This is a genomic window from Chengkuizengella marina (genome assembly GCF_009910845.1).
Taxonomy (GTDB): Bacteria; Bacillota; Bacilli; order Paenibacillales; family KCTC-33759; genus Chengkuizengella; species Chengkuizengella marina.
Map to the genome: position 1 here is coordinate 91,995 of NZ_SIJB01000004.1, position 17,265 is coordinate 109,259.

Annotated in this window: 10 protein-coding genes and 1 pseudogene; 8 read left to right on the plus strand and 3 right to left on the minus strand. The window is 34.1% G+C overall.

All coding sequences use genetic code 11. From position 1 onward, the window contains the following. Positions 1-70: 70 nt before the first annotated feature. Together ERL59_RS01205 and ERL59_RS01210 are read left to right on the plus strand one after the other, a co-directional pair. Positions 71-937, plus strand: a complete 867-nt coding sequence (locus tag ERL59_RS01205; RefSeq protein WP_160643673.1) for a DNA/RNA non-specific endonuclease — start codon at positions 71-73, stop codon at positions 935-937. Positions 938-988: 51 nt separating this feature from the next. Next, positions 989-1,570, plus strand: a complete 582-nt coding sequence (locus ERL59_RS01210) for a GNAT family N-acetyltransferase (protein ID WP_235929757.1) — start codon at positions 989-991, stop codon at positions 1,568-1,570. Here the strand turns inward: ERL59_RS01210 and ERL59_RS01215 are convergent. The 3 genes and pseudogenes from ERL59_RS01215 to ERL59_RS01220 all read right to left on the minus strand — a co-directional run. Beyond that, a complete protein-coding gene (locus tag ERL59_RS01215; protein WP_160643674.1) occupies positions 1,567-2,175 on the minus strand; it encodes an FMN-binding negative transcriptional regulator in 609 nt (202 codons plus the stop codon). The two genes, ERL59_RS01210 and ERL59_RS01215, sit on opposite strands and share 4 nt — an antisense overlap. Positions 2,176-2,365: 190 nt before the next feature. Then, positions 2,366-2,986, minus strand: coding sequence for a choice-of-anchor J domain-containing protein (locus ERL59_RS21500; RefSeq protein ID WP_407925665.1), 621 nt, complete (start codon positions 2,984-2,986; stop codon positions 2,366-2,368). Continuing rightward, positions 2,975-4,114: pseudogene (locus ERL59_RS01220) on the minus strand (S8 family serine peptidase); the annotation flags it as partial. The pseudogene ERL59_RS01220 and the gene ERL59_RS21500, both read right to left, overlap by 12 nt. 404 nt (positions 4,115-4,518) lie before the next feature. Between ERL59_RS01220 and ERL59_RS01225 the strand changes: the two are divergent. From ERL59_RS01225 to ERL59_RS01250, 6 genes are all read left to right on the plus strand, one after another. After that, entirely contained in the window at positions 4,519-5,697 is a 1,179-nt protein-coding gene (locus ERL59_RS01225) for an acetyl-CoA C-acetyltransferase (protein ID WP_160643675.1), read from the plus strand. A 13-nt stretch (positions 5,698-5,710) separates the two neighbouring features. Then, entirely contained in the window at positions 5,711-6,565 is an 855-nt protein-coding gene (locus tag ERL59_RS01230; RefSeq protein WP_160643676.1) for a 3-hydroxybutyryl-CoA dehydrogenase, read from the plus strand. A 221-nt stretch (positions 6,566-6,786) separates the two neighbouring features. Beyond that, on the plus strand, positions 6,787-7,920 hold the full coding sequence (locus ERL59_RS01235) for an acyl-CoA dehydrogenase (RefSeq protein ID WP_160643677.1): 1,134 nt from the start codon (positions 6,787-6,789) through the stop codon (positions 7,918-7,920). Between the two features lie 50 nt (positions 7,921-7,970). Further along, the gene (locus ERL59_RS01240; protein ID WP_160643678.1) at positions 7,971-9,110 is read left to right on the plus strand and encodes an acyl-CoA dehydrogenase; all 1,140 of its coding nucleotides are present in this window, start codon (positions 7,971-7,973) and stop codon (positions 9,108-9,110) included. Between the two features lie 77 nt (positions 9,111-9,187). After that, entirely contained in the window at positions 9,188-12,433 is a 3,246-nt protein-coding gene (gene icmF / locus ERL59_RS01245; protein ID WP_160643810.1) for a fused isobutyryl-CoA mutase/GTPase IcmF, read from the plus strand. A 319-nt stretch (positions 12,434-12,752) separates the two neighbouring features. Then, the gene (locus tag ERL59_RS01250) at positions 12,753-17,240 is read left to right on the plus strand and encodes a non-ribosomal peptide synthetase (protein WP_160643680.1); all 4,488 of its coding nucleotides are present in this window, start codon (positions 12,753-12,755) and stop codon (positions 17,238-17,240) included. The last annotated feature ends 25 nt before the right edge of the window (positions 17,241-17,265 follow it).

The following is a 17,265-nucleotide window of genomic DNA, read 5'->3' on the forward strand; positions in this document are numbered from 1 at the left end:
TTAGCAACAACTTCCATATAATATGTCATAATAGAAAAATACTGTATACTAAAATAAGGAGGGATAACGAATGTTAAAAAAAGGGTTTGATCCCAACTTTTTAGGAAATGATTACATTATCCCGATTCCAAGGTTAATTGATCAAACAAAGTTAGATGCATTAAATTGTGGTGAGCTTTTTCAATATACACATTTTTCTTTAGTAATGAATAAAAGGCGTAGATTTCTAATTTATGGTGCTAATAATATAGACAAAAATACGATGAAAAATATTAGACGCAAGGATGATTGGCATTTTTGTAATCAGATGGGTGTAGAGAATCAGATTGGAAACGAGTTTTATAGAAATAACCCTTGGGATCGAGGACACATGGTTCGAAGAAGAGATGTTTGTTGGGGAAGTTTAGAAGAAGCAAAACAAGCTAATTTTGATTCTTTTTGCTGGGGAAATATCGTTTTACAACACGGTGAAATTAATCAAGGGATTTGGAATCAAATTGAAAATTGGATTTTAGAACATGAGGATAATTACTTGAAAAAACTATCTATTTTTACAGGTCCTATTTTTACCGATCATGATAGGGAATATTGTGGTGAAGATCGAAAGTTAGGCTGTGGGATTCAAATACCAGCAGGATTCTGGAAGGTTATGTTTTATGTAAATAAAAAAAAGGAATTACGTTGTTTAGCTTTCGTGGTTAAACAAGATGATTTTTGGTTTAATGAATATGGTAAGTTATTTAAAACTATTGAAAATTATCAAGTACCCCTAAATATGATTAGCCAAATTTCCGGAGTAGAATTTGAAGAAGTATTGTATGATACGAATCCATTGTTCTTTTGGGCAAACCAGTTTACTTTTGGGAAAAATATTCATACGCCAGAGCTTTATAAAATTAGAGGCAAACAGGACTTAATAATTGAACGTGAGCATTAGAGAATAAACAGATTAAAATTAAGTAGAATGATAATTAGGAACGAGGTTTATATGCAAACAAATATGACATACTTAGCAGGTCAAAAAGTGATTTTAAGAGATTTAACAGAAAAAGATCTACAGATGATATACTATTGGATATATGAAGCTGAAGATAGAGAGCACTTAAAATGGAACGGTCCTTATTACACTAGACCTGAGAAGACTTTTGATCAATTTTTGGAAGATTATAAGTATGATTTAATAAAAGTTGGTACTTCTCAACCGAGAGATATATTAGTCATAGAAGTTGATGGTAAGTTAATTGGTACAGTAGGCTGGTATTGGGAGGATGAATGTACAAATTGGCTTAATAATGGAATTGTTATTTATGACTCTAAATATTGGTCTGGAGGATATGGGACAGAAGCTTTTTCCTTATGGACGGATTACATTTTTGAGAAGATGGATGTCGTAAGAATAGGTATTTCTACTTGGTCAGGAAATGAAAGAATGATTCGCTTGGCTAATAAGATAGGTATGGTAGAGGAAGGAAGAATTAGAAAAGCTAGAATTGTAAACGGGGAGTATTGTGATTCCGTTAAGATGGGGATTTTAAGAGAGGAGTGGGTAGAGTTAAAATCCAAAGCTTAATTCTCTAGTGTTTGTTCCATGGCATCAGCTATCTGAACAGACTCATGTTTTTTAGTTTCTCTTAATCCCATAATAGCATTTTTCCTTCTCCCAATCGGATGGTTTTGACCCAATTTGAATTTACATTGTATATCTTTGATGAGAATTTCAAACCCCACAATATGTTTTACTAAATTTTTGTTATAGTCTGAGGAAAAGTCAGCTTTCCAAGGTGTTTTAAAATAAGATTCGTATGTACTTACCATTGATTCTAGCTGTTTGATGACTTGCTCTTCTTGATCTTGAATTATGAAGGTTCCATAAATATGTACAGCCATATAGTTCCAAGTAGGTACAGTGTTTTCCTCTCCATACCACTGAGGAGAAATATAAGCATGAGGTCCTTGAAAAACAATTAAAACCTCCTGTCCATCTAACTCTTTCCACTGTTGATTCGATTTTGCCATATGACCGTAACACTTCAAATCTTTTTGATCTATCAAAAAAGGTAAATGTGAAGCAGTGATTCGGTCATGATCAGAAACTAACATTCCAAAACTATTTTTCTTTAAAAACTTAAAAATTTGTTCTTTATCTTCTACTTCAAAAGCTTTTGGAATATACATGAAACACTCTCCTAATTACAGGTTTAATTTATGTAAATATAACAAATGTATGGGTATTGTTCAACAATAAAAATGTTTGTAAATAAACTAAATCCTAAGCCCCATTAGGGCTTAGGATTATGATGGATGATGACTTTTATAATCAAATATGATTAGGGGTTAAATAAGATAGTTTTTTTTAAAACTGTCTCTAATCTATCGCTTGTTCTATGAAAGTTGATGATGTACTTTGTACGATCTTGACATCATCTACTGCAGCTTCTACCAAGCTAGGACTGCTAGCATCTGCCGCTTCAAATTGAAGCTGAACATCTTCTCCAGCATAAGCAGAAAGGTCAATTGATGTTTCCGACCATACTGCATCCTGATCGCTGGAAGTTCCTAATTCTTCAAATATTGTTACAGTACTTCCACCAGAGCGAACGAGATTTAAGCGGAAGTAGTCAGCACTAGTAGCATTAGAGTAATGACTTAAGTAGTAAGAGAAAGATAATGTGAGTGATCCCTCAGCAGGAAGTGAAATTGTTGGTGATACTATAGTAGTATCTCCATTATCAATATCATTCGCACCTACAGAGCTACCTGCACTTCCTTCAGTTACAAGATCATAACTTCCACTTGGTGTAGTTCCTTGTTGTTTCGTTCCGCTATAACTTGTGGATTCAGGATTAGCACGTTCCCACATACCTGTTGTAGCAGTGTCGTTTCCGTTAGGGTCTGAAGTCCAACCTTTATCCGTTTCAAAATCATCTTCAAAGACTACAGTTGGATCTGGGCCGGGACCAGGGACATCCCCCCCTACTGCAGCCAATGCATTAACTCTTCCATGTGTCCAGTCGCTACCTGTACCTGGAATTGGATCTGCAGTACTTTCGATTCTATCGCGGATTTCAACATGTGATAATCCTTGTGATGCAAGTAGACCTGCTAAACCAGCCGTATGTGGTGCAGCCATCGATGTTCCACTAATCGTATTATATCCACCATTATTCCACGTAGAAATAATATCTACACCAGGAGCAGCCACATCTACCCAAGATCCATAAGTAGAAAACCATGCTTTATTGTCGTTGGAGTCTGTAGCAGCCACTGCCAATGAATTTGTATAGTAGGCTGGGTAATGTGGACTAGTACTTCCTGCATTACCAGCAGCACATACGACAACAACTCCAGCATTCCACGCATAGTTAACAGCATTTTCTACTGCTGCAGAAGGAGCAGTGCTTCCAAGACTTAAGTTAATTACATCTGCACCATTATCTGCAGCATAAGTAATTCCATCAGCAACACCTTGATTTGTACCTGAACCAGCATTGTTCAGCACGCGTACAGACATGATACTAACATTTGGAGCCATACCAGCAACTCCTATACCATTGTTTGTAATTGCACCGACTGTTCCAGCTACATGTGTACCATGACCATTCCCATCAGAAGGATCATTATCATTATCGATGAAGTCATAACCTGCGATTACTTTCCCTTGTAAATCTTCATGATTTGCTTGAACTCCTGTGTCAATAACAGCAACGACAACTGATGAGCTACCTTGTTCGATGTCCCAAGCATCCTCAGCATCCATGATTTGAGGACCATATTGGTCACTTGCATAAAGTGGATCATTTGGAGTAAATAGAGCGTAGTATTCAATAATAGGTTCTGCATATTCTACATCGGCTCTGTTTTTATATTGTTCTAAAGCTTTCTCTACTGATTTTCCTTTTACTTTAATAACTTCAAAACCGATTTGTTTATTCTTCTTTAGGACCTCTGCTTTTGCTTCTTTATGAATTTGTTGCTGCATACTTTTGGAAGTTTTATCTTTGAACTTTACTATGATAGTACTGTCTTGTGAAGTAGACTCTGCTGAACTAGTAATTGAAAAAGATAGAATTAGTGCAATTGCCATAAAAACAGAAAATAATCGTTTTAATCTCATTGCTCACCCTCCGATAATTTTTTTGTTACAAAAGTCATCACCAGATTGCATTTAACTATCAAATTATCCCCTAAGTCATACTTTACAGAATATTCTGAATTTTGTAAATATATAACATAAAAGTTTATATTATCAATTTTTTTAAAATGGAAACATTTCCTTTGTTTATCATGAATAACCATTATAGTTTAATTAAAAAATTCTCATGTTAATAGAGCATCTAACTAACACATAACCATTTTAACACGTTAAATTGGTAATAAAAATAAAAAATGAAACTTATTTCTATTTTTATCTTTTTCCTATATAATAGAATTGTAGAAATGAATTTAATATATCTGTATTGGAAGCGCATACAGGATAAATATAACCTTTGTATCCAATGGAATTAAGGAGGAATTTTTGTGGGGAAAACAGTGATTTTAAGTGCAGCTCGTACACCTTTTGGAAAATTTGGGGGAGGTTTAAGCTCTTTAAAAGCCGTTGAGTTAGGGGGTATAGCTGTAAAGGAAGCGCTAGTTCGTGCTGGTGTCAATCCTGAAAATGTAGATGAAGTTATTTTGGGCTCTGTATTGCAAGGGGGCCAAGGGCAAATCCCTTCAAGACAAGCTGCTAGATTAGCAGATATACCTTGGGATGTTAAAACGGAAACGATAAATAAAGTTTGTGCGTCAGGTTTAAGAAGTATTACGTTGGGCGATCAAATCATCCGTTCTGGTGATGAAGAAGTGATCGTAGCTGGTGGGATGGAATCTATGAGTAATGCACCTTATTTTATGGATAAAGCACGTTGGGGTTTAAGAATGGGTGATAACAGTGTGAAAGATATGATGATTCATGATGGTTTAACTTGTAGTTTTTTTGATGTGCATATGGGTGTTTATGGTAATGGGGTTGCCGAAGAATACAGAATTCCCCGTGAAGAACAGGATGAATGGGCTTATAGAAGTCATCAAAAAGCTTTTGAAGCTATTGAGGCAGGGAAATTAGCTGAAGAGATTGTATCTGTTGAAGTCCCTGGTAGAAAAGGTCAAATTCAGATTGTAGAACAGGACGAAGCTCCTAGAAAGGACACAAGCTTAGAAAAGCTTTCATCATTAAAACCTGTATTTGGAAAAGAAGGGACGATTACAGCTGGAAATGCACCCGGAGTGAATGATGGTGCAGCAGCACTTGTATTAATGGATGAAGAACGTGCTAAACGTGAAGATAAACAGCCCCTTGCTACGATATTAGGGCATGCAGAAATCGCTGTAGAAGCAAAGGATTTTCCTAAAACACCTGGTCTTGTGATTAATAAATTATTACAAAAAACAGGTAAAACAACAGATGATATTAAACTGTTTGAAATAAATGAAGCCTTTGCAGCAGTCGCCTTAGCGAGTAAACAAATTGCCTCTTTGGACGCAAAAAAAATTAATGTCAATGGAGGAGCCGTTGCACTTGGACATCCCATAGGAGCAAGCGGGGCAAGAATAGTTACAACTCTAATTCATGAATTGAAAAGGCGAGGTGGAGGATTAGGTATTGCAGCGATTTGTAGTGGTGGAGGACAAGGAGATGCAATCTTGATCGAAGTGTAAATGGAGGGTTTATATGAATATACAAAAAATATTGGTGATTGGTGCAGGGCAAATGGGTGCTGGTATTGCACAGGTTTGTGCAATGTCAGGGTTTGATGTAGTCTTAAATGATATTAATCAAGAAAGTATAGATCGAGGAATGAAAACCATTCATAAAAATTTATCACGTCAAGTAGAAAAAGAGCGTTTAACCAATGAACAGAAACAGTCCGTTTTAGAGCGAATCACTCCTAATTTAGCTTTAAATGAGGTAAGTGGAGTTGATCTGGTAATTGAAGCTGCAGTTGAAAATATGGAGGTAAAGTCAAATCTTTTTGCAAAATTAGACTCCATCACATCAGAACACACCATTCTTGCAACAAATACTTCTTCACTTCCTATTACTGAGATCGCAGCAGCAACAAAACGACCTGAAAAAGTGATCGGCATGCACTTTATGAATCCAGTACCCGTGATGAAGTTAGTGGAAATCATTCGAGGATTAGCAACGAGTGATGAAGTATATGAAATTATTGAAGATTTAACAAAAAAACTGAACAAAGTACCCGTAGAAGTCAATGATTTTCCAGGTTTTGTTTCTAACCGTATTTTAATGCCGATGATTAATGAAGCAATATATACAGTTTATGAGGGAGTTGCAACACCGGAAGCGGTTGATGAGGTGATGAAGTTAGGAATGAATCATCCCATGGGTCCGTTAACACTAGCAGATTTTATTGGTTTAGATACTTGTTTGTATATTATGGAAATTCTGCATGATGGTTTTGGTGACGATAAATACCGTGCATGCCCGTTGTTAAGAAAATATGTTAAAGCAGGCTGGTTAGGAAGGAAATCAGGTAGAGGATTTTTTATTTATGAATCATAACAAATGTTGATTTAAGAAGAGATTGTTCAATAAAAAATATTTGCAATAAAAAAGGGTTGCTTTCTGGATGCAATTAAAATTGAAAATTTGGTTAGATGATACAACATCTTTTCAATTTTAAAGGCGAATGCTATACTCCTCAAGCAAACCTTTTCTCTTGTATTATCTTTTTTAAATTTAATTTAAAATATGTAGAAAGTGAATATTAGGGGGAATGAATATTGAACCTTAGATTTACGCCTGAACAAGAAATACTGAGAAAAATGATTATAGATTTTGCAGAGGATGAGATTACTCCTTTTATAGATCGTTTAGAAAACGGGGAATTTCCAAAAGAGATTATTAATAAAATGTCTAAACTTGGACTGATGGGAATTACAATACCTGAACATTTAGGTGGAGCAGAAATGGATTTTACTTCATACATTATTGCGATCCATGAAATATCCAAGGTTAGTGCTACCATAGGTGTCATTTTATCTGTCCATACTTCCGTTGGAACAAATCCAATTCTTTATTATGGAACAAAAGAGCAGATGTCAAAGTATATACCTAAATTAGCTTCAGGGTCTTATTTGGGAGCTTTTTGTTTAACAGAATCAAACTCGGGATCAGATGCAGCCAGTCTCAAAACAAAAGCTATAAAACAAGGTGATTATTATATTTTGAATGGTTCAAAGATGTTTGTTACAAATGGTGGAGAAGCAGACACCTATATATGTTTTGCTAGAACAGATCAAAGTCAATCAGGAAGTCGTGGCATTTCTGCATTTATAGTTGAAAAAAATACTGAGGGATTAGTGTTCGGTAAAGATGAAAAGAAAATGGGTTTACATGGTTCGAGAACGGTTCAATTAATATTTGAAAATATGAAAGTCCCCGCTGAAAATTTATTAGGTGAAGAAGGACAGGGGTTTAAAATTGCATTGGCAAACTTAGAAGTTGGTCGAATTGGCATTGCTGCACAGGCGTTAGGTATTGCAGAAGCAGCATGTGAGCAAGCAATCAAGTACGCAAAAGAGCGTCAGCAATTTGGAAAACCGATTGCCCACCAACAAGGGATAGCATTTAAACTAGCAGAAATGGAGACACTTGTAGAGACTGCTAGATTACTAGTTTATCGAGCCGCTTTTTTAAAGACGAAAGGATTACCGTGTAGAAAAGAAGCTTCAATGGCTAAACTATATGCATCTAAGGCAGCAATGAAAGTTACAACGGAAGCAATACAAGTATTTGGTGGGTATGGTTACACAAAGGATTATCCAGTTGAACGTTTTTTTAGAGATGCAAAAGTGACCCAATTATATGAAGGAACTAGTGAAATTCAAAAAATTGTGATTAGTAAAGAACTCTAACTGAATATTGACTTTTTGAACACTCATTAATCACTGAAAGGTAGATGGTTATGAATTTTAAATTAACAGAAGAGCATTCCATGATTCAAGACATGATTCGAGATTTTGCTAAGAATGAAGTGGCACTCTCCGCTGCTGAACGTGATGAAGAGGAACGTTTTGATCGTGAAATTTTTGATAAAATGGCTGAATTAGGACTAACAGGAATCCCTTGGCCAGAGCAATATGGAGGGATAGGTAGTGATTATTTAGCATACTGTATAGTTGTAGAAGAGCTCTCTCGTGTTTGTGCTTCAACTGGAGTTACGTTATCTGCCCATACATCATTGGCTGGTTGGCCTATTTATACGTTTGGAACAGAAGAACAAAAGCAGAAATATTTAAAACCAATGGCATTAGGGGAATCGATTGGTGCATATGGATTAACAGAGTCTGGATCTGGTTCAGATGCAGGAGGTATGAAAACAACTGCAGTACGAGATGGGGATGACTATATACTGAATGGATCAAAGATTTTTATAACGAATGGAGGCATAGCTGACTATTATGTTGTTTTTGCTCTTACAGATCCTTCAAGTAAACATAATGGAACTAGTGCATTCATTGTTGAGAAAGATTTTAAAGGATTTTTGGTAGGTAAAAAGGAAAGTAAACTTGGTATTCGTTCATCGCCTACTACAGAAATCATCTTTGAAGATTGTCGTGTTCCAATGGAAAATAGATTAGGAGCAGAAGGCGAAGGATTTAAAATTGCGATGAGGACATTAGATGGAGGACGTAACGGAATAGCAGCACAAGCGGTAGGTATTGCGCAAGGTGCACTTGATGCGGCAATAGCTTATGCAAAAGAAAGACATCAATTTGGTAAACCGATCATCCATCAGCAAGGAATTAGCTTTAAGTTAGCAGAGATGGCTACTAGTATTGAAGCCGCAAGATTATTAACTTATCAAGCAGCTTGGTTGGAATCAGAAGGTTTGCCTTACGGAAAAGAGTCTGCCATGTCTAAGTTGTTTGCTGGAGATACTGCAATGAAAGTAACAACAGAAGCTGTTCAAGTTTTTGGAGGATATGGGTATACAAAGGATTATCCTGTAGAACGTTATATGAGAGATGCTAAAATTACCCAGATATATGAAGGGACGCAAGAAATTCAAAAACTAGTGATTGGAAGAATGCTAACAAAATAACTTGAATCAGATAAGTTAAACATAGGCATTATCCTTAGAACATAATGAGATTACTGAAGGGGGTATTTCTTTTGAATATTGAAGAAATATATCGTCCACAAAACCATATTCGATTCGTCACTGCATCTAGTCTGTTTGACGGACATGATGCATCCATTAACATTATGAGGAGAATTTTACAGGCAAGTGGTGCAGAAGTTATTCATTTAGGTCATAACCGGTCGGTGGAGGAAGTAGTGAATGCAGCGATTCAAGAAGATGTGCAAGGTATCGCAATCTCTTCTTACCAAGGGGGCCATGTAGAATATTTTAAGTATATGTATGATTTATTAAACGAAAAAGGTGCATCACATATTCGGATTTATGGTGGTGGGGGTGGCGTTATTATCCCTCGTGAAATTGAAGAATTACATGAATACGGAATATCGGGTATTTTTACACCTGAGGATGGTAGAACATTAGGTTTACAGGGCATGATCAACAAAATGTTAGAGGAATGTGATTTTTTAACCATTAATCAAAATATTTTAGAAGATATAACTAAATTAAGAAATGGCGAACCTGTTTCTATTGCTAGAATGATTACTGCTGCTGAAATGAGTGTGAATCATGATTTTAAACCAGCAACTGAAGTGATGAACAAGATCAAACAAATGACTCGCAATGTCCCTGTAATTGGTATAACTGGGACAGGTGGAGCAGGAAAAAGTTCACTTACAGATGAGCTGATTCGTAGATTTATCAATGAAATTCCAAATAAAAAAGTAGCTATTTTATCTGTTGATCCAACAAAACAAAAAACGGGTGGAGCCTTATTAGGTGATCGTATTCGGATGAATGCTATATTTTCATCGCGTATCTACATGAGAAGTTTGGCTACGAGAGGGTCAAAATCTGAACTATCTTTAGCTATTCATGATGCTTTAGATGTAGTAAAAGCAGCAGATTTTGATGTTATTGTTGTAGAAACTAGTGGTATTGGACAAGGAGATGCGGAAATCTCTGAAATATGTGATGTTAGCTTATACGTAATGACAAGTGAGTTCGGAGCACCTTCTCAACTTGAAAAAATCGATATGTTGGATTTTGCAGATTTAATTGTGATTAATAAGTTTGAGAGAAAAGGTTCGGAGGACGCAAAAAATCAAGTTCAAAAGCAATTTCAAAGAAGCCATATGTTATTTGAGCAAGAACTAGATGAAATGCCTGTTTATGGAACAATAGCAAGTCAATTTAATGATGCAGGAACAAATTCCTTGTTTGTTGCTCTAATTGAAAAACTAAATGAAAAATTGGGATTGAATTGGACGACTTCATTAACTAAAGAGAAAGAAATCAAAAAACAAAACATCATTATTCCCAATAAACAAAGACATTATTTACGAGAAATTTCCGACACCGTCAGGAGATATCATCGACATGCAGAAGAGCAGGAAAATATAGCTCGTTTGTTATATCAAATTGAAGGTACGATCAATATATTGAAGCAAAAAGATGATGAAATGTTACCTGCTTTGCAAGTTTATTTACAGGACTACCACCAAAGATTGTCACCATCTTCTAGACGTATTTTAGAACAATGGGAGGATCAAAAGCAAAAATATAGCTCTCAACAATTTATATCCAAGGTACGTGATAAAGAAATTGTCACTGATTTAACGACAACAAGTTTATCAGGATTACAAATTCCCAAAGTTTCTTTACCAAAGTTCAAAGATTATGGGGAAATTATTCGTTGGGTTTATAAAGAAAATGTGCCTGGCTCCTTTCCATATACTGCAGGAGTGTTTCCCTTTAAACGTGAAGGTGAAGATCCAAAACGCCAGTTTGCAGGTGAAGGGACACCTGAACGAACGAATCGTCGTTTTCATTATTTATCAAAGGATGATACAGCAAAACGTTTAAGTACTGCTTTTGATTCTGTTACTTTATATGGAGAAGATCCACATGTTCGTCCTGATATTTATGGAAAAGTTGGAGAAAGTGGAGTGAGTATTTGTACACTTGATGATATGAATAAGTTATATGATGGATTTGATTTATGTGCTCCAACCACCTCTGTATCGATGACAATTAACGGACCTGCTCCTATTATATTGGCCATGTTTTTAAATACTGCTATACAACAACAAATACAGAAAGTGCAAGAGGAATTGGGACGGCCTTTAACAGAAGATGAACAAATGGATGTGAAAAATAATACCTTACAATCTGTAAGAGGAACTGTGCAAGCAGATATTTTAAAAGAAGATCAAGGACAAAACACTTGCATTTTTTCAACAGAGTTTGCTTTAAGATTGATGGGAGATATACAGGCATACTTTATTGAAAAGAATGTTCGTAATTATTATTCTGTATCCATTTCTGGTTACCATATTGCAGAAGCGGGTGCCAATCCGATTTCACAACTGGCATTTACATTGTCTAATGGGTTTACCTATGTTGAATACTATTTAAGTCGAGGTATGGATATTGATGACTTTGCTCCGAACCTTTCTTTCTTTTTCAGCAATGGTCTTGATCCAGAATATACAGTGATTGGTCGAGTAGCTCGTCGTATCTGGGCAACTGTGATGAGTGATAAATATGGAGCAAATGAGCGAAGCCAAAAACTCAAATATCATGTACAAACTTCAGGCAGATCTTTACATGCTCAGGAAATTGATTTTAATGACATTAGAACAACACTTCAAGCTTTAATGGCATTGCAGGACAATTGTAATTCCCTACACACCAATGCTTATGATGAAGCAATAACTACGCCTACAGAAGAATCAGTTCGACGTGCAATGGCGATTCAAATGATTATAACCAAAGAACATGGACTAACAAAGAATGAAAACCCAATGCAAGGATCGTTTATTATAGAAGAACTTACAGATTTAGTTGAGGAAGCTGTCTTACAAGAATTTGAACGAATTAATGATCGTGGTGGAGTATTAGGTGCAATGGAAACTCAATATCAGCGAGGAAAAATACAAGAAGAATCTATGTTTTATGAAATGAAAAAACATTCTGGTGAATTGCCGATCATAGGTGTGAATACTTATGTCAATCCAAATCCACCTTCTGATGAAGATGTGAATAATATGGAATTAGCAAGGGCAACAGAGGAAGAAAAAGAAACCCAAATTCAAAATTTAAAAAACTTCCAGGAGCGAAATAAGGAGCATATAAATGCTGCTTTAAAACGTTTAAAAGCAAAAGCTATTCATGGAGAAAATATCTTTGAAGAATTAATGGAAACAGTAAAAGTAGCGAGTTTAGGACAAATTACAAAAGCTTTGTATGAAGTCGGTGGGCAGTATCGACGGAATATGTAGATAAAGAGTCATATTTCAAATTATTCAAATTATAGAAAAATATTGAAGACATTTAGGTGTAATAAACTTCTAATTATAAATTAGAAGTTTTATTTTTTCTAGACATATAAAGTCTTTTTTTCTAATTTATTACTTTGTAAGCGCTAATAAAAAAAATGTTTTTTTTATGAAAATTTTAGAAGGAAATTGTTAGAAAACATAGAATACTTGGTATTTATATTTATCTAAATTTTTGAATTAATATTACTATTCATTTGTTTTAAAAGAAGTTTTACATTCATTCATAAAATTAGAAAAAAAAGGAAGTGGGAATATTTGAATGTGTGATCAGATGAAAACATTAAAGTTATATCCATTAACACATCCTCAGAAACGAATATGGTATATTGAACAAATATACCCAAACACCTCTATGTATAATATTGGTGGACCCGTTAAAATAAATGGTTTAATTGATTTTCAATTATTGGAAAGAGCGATTCATACTCTAATTCGTGCACATGATGGGTTAAGGATGAAATTAATCGAAACTGACGGAGAAATTAGTCAATATGTTAGTGGATATGAAGAACAAGCTTTAAAATTTAAGGATTTTTCTATTTTTGAAAATCCGGAGCTCCATTTTAATCAGTGGGTGGAAGATCAGGCTCTTGAACCATTTATTTTAAATGAAAATTTATTTGAGTTTAGTTTGTTTAGCATTTCAGATTCAGAAAATGGGTACCTAATAAAACTTCATCATTTGATAGCTGACGGTTGGTCCATAAATATCATCACTCAACAGATTAGAGAAATTTATATGAAGTTGCTTCATGGAGAATCCATTACAAATGAACATTCAAATTCTTACTTGGAGTATATTAATCAAGAACAAACCTATTTTAAATCAGATCGATTTATTAAAAATAAAAAGTTTTGGAATGATTTATATAAAACCTTACCAGAAGAGTTTTTAAACAAAAATTCAGATTTTACTAAAGGGAAAAGAACAACATTTCAAATGGCACCTCAGCTTTCCTCAAAAATCAAAAACTTTGCAAAAAACAATAATGTATCGCTAAATTCATTTTTTATATTCTCAACCCTTATATATCAATATAAAATTACACATCAAAGAGATCTCATTATAGGTACACCTGTTTTAAACCGATCAGGTCAAAAGGAAAAAAGTATCATAGGCATGTTTACGAGTACAATGCCTTTTAGATTTCAAATCGATGAGAAGGTTTCTATATTAGATGCATTAAAATCTATGAATCGTGAATTGATGAGATGTTATTTCCATCAAAAATATCCCTATGATGTATTAATGAGAGATCTGCAGCTACAGAAAAATGGATACCATCAACTATTTGATACAAGTGTAAATTATTATAATACTAAATTAGAAACTCAATTTAATGATTCCCAAGTAGAAAATATGGAATTTTATAGTGGACATCAAGTGTATTCTTTACAACTAGTTATTAAAGACTGGTTAGATTCTGGAAGATTAATGGTTGAATTTGATTATAAAACAAGTGAATACGATGAAGAAAAGATTAAAAAAATCTATAATCGATTAACTATTTTAATAAATCAGATTTTAGTAGATTGTAATGAAAAAGTTGTGAATGTGAACCTCCTATCAAATGAAGAAAAGAAGAAGTTTATTACTGACTTTAATGCGACTGAGTCCCCATATCCAAAACATAAATCTATCATTCAATTGTTTGAAGAGCAGGTACAGAAAACTCCGAATCATATAGCGATTTGTTTTAATAAGAGACAATATTCTTATAATCAGTTAAATCAAAAAGTAAACCAACTCGCTAGGTTACTATTAAATAAAGGTTTGCAAAAAGAATCAATTGTAGCATTACTTACACATCACTCTATTGAAAGTGTAATTAGTATGTTAGCGGTGTTGAAAGCTGGTGGAGCTTACATGCCGATAGACCCTGGTTATCCTGAAGAACGAATCACTTATATGCTTATGGATTCAGGTTGCAAATTGTTACTTGTTAATTTTGAATATAGTACACGATTTAATGGGAAGGTTATTAACCTTTGCGACGGTGAAATCTTTAACGGAGATACTTCAAATATTGATACTAAACACTCTTTATCTGATTTAGCTTATGTTATTTATACCTCTGGTTCTACTGGTAAACCAAAAGGAGTAATGATTGAACAACAAGGGCTAGTGAATTATATATGGTGGGCAAAACAAATGTACGTAAAAGATAAATGTGAAGTTTTCCCTCTTTATTCATCCTTAGCATTTGATTTGACGATAACATCTATTTTTACTCCTCTAATCAGTGGAGGAAAGATTATTGTGTATAGAAATGATGAAGATGAGTACGTTTTATATAAAATTCTTAATGAAAATCAAGCTACAGTAGTAAAACTTACCCCTTCACATTTATCTTTATTAAAAGATATGGACAAAACTAACAGTTCGATTCAAAGATTTATCGTTGGAGGAGAGGACTTAAGTGTAAGTCTATCGAGAAAAATTATTGAAAGTTTTGGTGGAAACGTTGAAATCTTTAATGAGTATGGTCCAACTGAAACCGTTGTAGGTTGTATGATTCATAAATATAACATTGAAAAAGATACAAAATCTTCTGTACCCATAGGCAAACCGGCTCATAATGTAAATATTTATATATTAGACCCTAACTTGAATCCTGTACCCGCAAATGAAGTAGGTGAAATGTACATTTCTGGAGATGGTGTCGCAAGGGGATACTTAAATCGTGAGGATTTAACAAAAGATAGATTTAAATGTAATCCATTTCATTCGGGTAAAAGGATGTACAAAACTGGTGATATGGCAAGATTTAATGATGTGGGACAAATCGAATATTTAGGGAGATCCGATCACCAAGTAAAAGTGAATGGTTATCGAATAGAACTAGGTGAAATTGAGAAACAATTACTATATGTTCCCTTTATTAAAGAAGCTGTAGTCCTAAATCTTAAACATGAAAATGAGAGCAATGTTCTTTGTGCCTATTTCGTAAGCATCCAAGAAAATATAACTTCTAATGATTTAAGAAATAAGTTAACGGGACAATTACCAGATTATATGATACCTGCTTATTTTGTTCAGTTGAATGAAATTCCATTAACTGCAAATGGGAAAGTAAACAGAACTTTGCTTCCAGACCCTGAGATAGCGCATATTAAAAATACAAATTTTATCCCTTATCGAAATGAAACAGAACAGCAACTTGTTACTAGCTTAGGCGAAGTTTTAAATATAGATAAAATCAGTATGAATGATAACTTCTATCACCTTGGTGGAGATTCAATTAAAGCCATCCAAACAGTTTCAAAACTAAAGAATCAACACTTCTCCATAAAAGTAAAAGATATTCTTTCCAATCCTATATTAGAGCAGATGGTCAAATATATGAAAAAGGAAATTGAAAATCTAGTAGATCAATCAACAGTGAACGGAATGATCAAAAATATACCTATTGTATGTTGGTTTTTATCTCATAACTTTAATCAATTTAACCATTACAATCAATCAGTATTGTTAGATTTGAAACAAGAGATAAGTGCTGACAAACTAGAACAAATCATAAATGAATTACTTGTACATCATGATTCCTTAAGAATAAATGTTAATTCTAGAAATCAAATGTTTTACAGAAAAAAGGAAGAATTGATTCTAACGAATATTGAGGAGTTTGATTTATCGAACTATTCATACGATGTACAGCAGGTGAAAATGGCTGAAATAGGAGATCAGGTAAAATCTGGATTTAATCTTGAGAAAGATGTTTTATTGAAAGCTGTTTTATTCAATTTAGGAGTACAGGGTAATCGAATGTTGTTAACTGCTCATCATTTAGTAATGGATGGTGTTTCATGGAGAATCATTTTAGAAGATATCAAAACTTTGTTGAACAATATAAGTTTAAAAAACAGTTTACCTCTTCCTTCTAAAACATATTCCTTACAAGCCTGGGCAGAAATGTTATGGGAAGTAAAGGATGAATTTCTGAAGGAAAAACAGTACTGGGTATCTATTCTTAAGAATGAACATGTAGTACCTGTAGATTTTCATTTAGGAGAGTTTAATTATGGGAGTTCAGTTTCGTTATCCTTTAATTTAGATGTGGATCATACGACTCAATTATTAACGATTGCAAATGATACTTATCGTACAAAAGTGATGGATTTATTGATGATAGCTCTATCTAAAGCTATATTTGACACCTTTAACCTAAGCGACACTGTGATTGAACTTGAAGGACATGGGAGAGATATTGATCATTTGGATATTTCTAGAACAGTAGGCTGGTTTACGAGTTTGTACCCATTTAAACTATCAAAAAGTCATACAAATCTAAGTGATCATATTAAAACAATGAAAGAGCAGATTCGAAATATTCCTAATAAAGGTTTAGGGTTTGGCATACTGAAATATTTGTCACAAGAAATTATCGATCAACAAGAGTACAACCGTATTCGGTTTAATTATCTAGGTGATTTTGAACAGTCTTTACATAACGATTTCTTTTCATTATCTTCAGAAGATTCAGGATCTGAGAATAGTCCAAGTAACAAGCTAACTGCTTTAATAGACATCAATGGATTCGTTTTCAATAGAAAATTAAACATGAGATTTCAGTATTGCAAAAATCAATTTAAAGATGAAACCATACAAATATTTATGAATTTGTATATGAATCATCTGAAAGATGTCATACAACACTGCATGAAAACCGAAAGCTCACAGTATACTCCTTCAGATTTTGAAACGATCGAATTATCACAAGATGAACTAGACGAGCTACTAACATGAAACATAAACGTTATACAAACACGAT

Excerpts from the sequence above, each read along its gene's own strand:
- ERL59_RS01210 (WP_235929757.1), top strand. The coding sequence starts at position 989 with ATGCAAACAAATATGACATACTTAGCAGGTCAAAAAGTGATTTTAAGA.
- ERL59_RS01215 (WP_160643674.1), bottom strand. The coding sequence starts at position 2,175 with ATGTATATTCCAAAAGCTTTTGAAGTAGAAGATAAAGAACAAATTTTT.
- ERL59_RS01240 (WP_160643678.1), top strand. The coding sequence starts at position 7,971 with ATGAATTTTAAATTAACAGAAGAGCATTCCATGATTCAAGACATGATT.
- ERL59_RS01250 (WP_160643680.1), top strand. The coding sequence starts at position 12,753 with ATGTGTGATCAGATGAAAACATTAAAGTTATATCCATTAACACATCCT.
- ERL59_RS01205 (WP_160643673.1), top strand. The coding sequence starts at position 71 with ATGTTAAAAAAAGGGTTTGATCCCAACTTTTTAGGAAATGATTACATT.
- ERL59_RS01230 (WP_160643676.1), top strand. The coding sequence starts at position 5,711 with ATGAATATACAAAAAATATTGGTGATTGGTGCAGGGCAAATGGGTGCT.